Source organism: Bacteroides sp., assembly GCA_036351255.1.
Taxonomy (GTDB): domain Bacteria; phylum Bacteroidota; class Bacteroidia; order Bacteroidales; family UBA7960; genus UBA7960.
Window position 1 is genome coordinate 1 of sequence record JAZBOS010000111.1, and the last position, 2077, is coordinate 2077.

The 2077-nt window shown below is 46.0% G+C and carries 2 protein-coding genes; both read right to left on the reverse strand.

Annotation, left to right across the window (positions count from 1 at the left end; translation table 11 throughout):
- On the reverse strand, positions 1-624 hold a 624-nt coding region (locus V2I46_11130), incomplete at its 3' end, for a PEP/pyruvate-binding domain-containing protein (GenBank protein MEE4178048.1).
- A 337-nt stretch (positions 625-961) separates the two neighbouring features.
- Positions 962-2077, reverse strand: a 1116-nt coding sequence (locus V2I46_11135) for an HAD-IC family P-type ATPase (protein MEE4178049.1), incomplete at its 5' end; no start/stop codon positions are given.

Genomic DNA, 2077 nt, shown 5'->3' on the forward strand with positions numbered 1-2077 from the left:
AGTCTCGGTATCGATGGTAAACATTACCCCCGAACTGGCTTTATCGGAACGCACCATTTTTTGAACCCCCACGGAAAGAGCAACTTTCATGTGCTCAAAGCCATTTTCCAAACGGTATTTTATGGCCCGGTCGGTAAACAGGGAGGCCACGCACTTTTTCCAGGCCTTAAGCAGTTGATCCATCCCCCTGATATTCATGTAAGACTCGTGCTGACCAGCAAAACTTGCATCAGGCAAATCCTCGGCAGTGGCACTGCTTCGCACGGCCACACTGCCCAGTTTTTTTTCACGTTCCTTCAAGGCTTCGTAAGCCTTTTTGATCTCCTTTTCTATTTCTTCAGGGATCTGGCCTTCCATGATCTTTTCCCTTATCTTGCCGCTTGTATCTTCAAGGTTCTCAAGATTATCGGAGTCAAGATTTGACAAAAGTTCTTCAATATCTTCTTTCAGGTCATTCTTTTCCAGATATTCCCAATAGCATTTCGCAGAAGTGGCAAAACCATCAGGAACCCTGATCCCTTTCGATGCCAGACTTGAGAACATCTCGCCCAAGGAAGCATTTTTCCCTCCAACTTCTTTTACATTAGAATTATCCAGTTCTTCCAGTTTATAAGTATATTTCATTTTCAGGATGGTTTTTGGTTTACCAAATAATTCGCCAATGCCATGCCAGAATGTTTGTTTTCCAGAGTGAAAAGAACAAATCCCACATTTACATTCCCTTTTTTACCAGATGTCTTACAGAAAGCATGTTTAGCAGGATAGCCCTATGGAAATGCATTAGATGGTTTTGTGACCCCCATGCTTTCAAGAGGGAAATAATTCAACACCTTGGTAATTCTTTCCACAGGTCGCCATGGAGCTTTCCGGCTTTCTTTTTAATTGGAGAGTCCTTTTTTTTAAAAACATTATGGATGAAAGAGGCTATCATGGTCTTTCCAGGCTAACAAAACCGGCCTACTTAATCATCATCCCCCTTCGAAAAGAATTTTCTCCGGGCTAACTTATACAATTCTCCAATCCAGAGCACCAGGGTGGAGATCCCTGTAATAATAAGGAAATCAAGAATATTGATTGCCTGGAATCCAAAAGCAGACTGCAGGAAGGGAATTTTAACCACTGCAAATTGCAAAACAATGGAGGCAACAAAAGCCAGGTTGATCCATTTATTGCTGAAGAGCCCGATCTTAAAGACCGATTTCCGGATATCCCTCATATTGAACACATTGAACACCTGGGTCATGGCAATGACCAGGAAAGCCCCGGTGCGGGCCATTTCAAGGCCCTTGGGTAAATAATGATTGAACGTCAGCAGGGCAAGTGTCACCATCACCGCAGCCATGATAAAGAGATAGGGCATAATGTCCCAGGTTAATATCCGTTCATTTTTCTTGATGGGTTTTCTTTTCATCATATCCCCGTGGCCGGGTTCGGTGGATTTGGCCACGTCCATAATGCCGTCTGTGACGATATTCACCCACAGGATCTGGGCAGCCGTCAGGGGTATGGGCATGCCAAGCAAGAGGGAAAAGATCAGGGTGGAGGTAGAGGCAAAGTTGGTCGTCAGCAAAAAATAACTGGTCGACTTGACATTCTTGAACACAATGCGTCCTTCCCGAATGGCATTGACAATGCTGGCAAAGTTATCATCGGAAAGCACAATATGTGCGGCATCCTTTGCCACGTCGGTTCCCTTTTTGCCCATGGCAATACCCACATCGGCTTTTTTCAGGGCGGGGGCATCGTTCACGCCATCGCCAGTCATGGCGATCAGGGCACCCCTTTTCTGGAGGCGTTCCGCGATCCTGAGTTTGGTGGCTGGGCTGACCCTAGCAAATACAGAAACATGCTCTATCATCTCATCAAATTCCTCCTCGTCGAGGTCCTTCAGCTCGTTTTCCGTAAGAGCCTTAGGATAATCCCCTCCCCCATTACCTCTTTTGATAATCCCTACTTCTTCGGCAATAGCTGCTGCAGTGCGCTGGTGATCTCCCGTAACCATGATCACGCGGATTCCTGCATGGTGGCAATCGTCAACGGCTTTTTTTACCTCTTGCCTGGGCGGGTCAATGATCCC